Annotated in this window: 1 protein-coding gene; it reads left to right on the top strand. The window is 71.5% G+C overall.

Translation table 11 applies throughout. The features are described from left to right. Positions 1 to 284, top strand: a 284-nt coding sequence (locus tag WA788_RS35775; RefSeq protein ID WP_335984712.1) for a Scr1 family TA system antitoxin-like transcriptional regulator, incomplete at both ends; no start/stop codon positions are given.

Raw genomic sequence — 284 nt, 5'->3', positions numbered from 1 at the left:
CCGCGAGTACGCGCACGAGCAACTGCACCTCGCGCAACTGAGCGACGAACAGGCCGAGGAGCAGGTCACGGCACGGCTCGACCGGCACGCCCGGCTCACCGGACCCGAGCCGGTGCACTACCGGGCCCTGATCGACGAAGCGGTGCTGCGCCGCAAGGCACGGGACCCCAAGACGTGGACCGCCCAACTGGAGCACCTCATCGAGGCGGCACAGTGGCCCGGCGTCGCCCTGCACGTACTGCCCTTCGGCACCGGACCGCACCACCTGCGCAGCGCCCTGGAAC

Origin of the sequence: Streptomyces sp. CA2R106, assembly GCF_037034245.1 — a bacterium.
In the GTDB taxonomy this organism is placed as follows: Bacteria; Actinomycetota; Actinomycetes; order Streptomycetales; family Streptomycetaceae; genus Actinacidiphila.
This window is presented reverse-complemented; position numbering and strand designations above follow the sequence as displayed.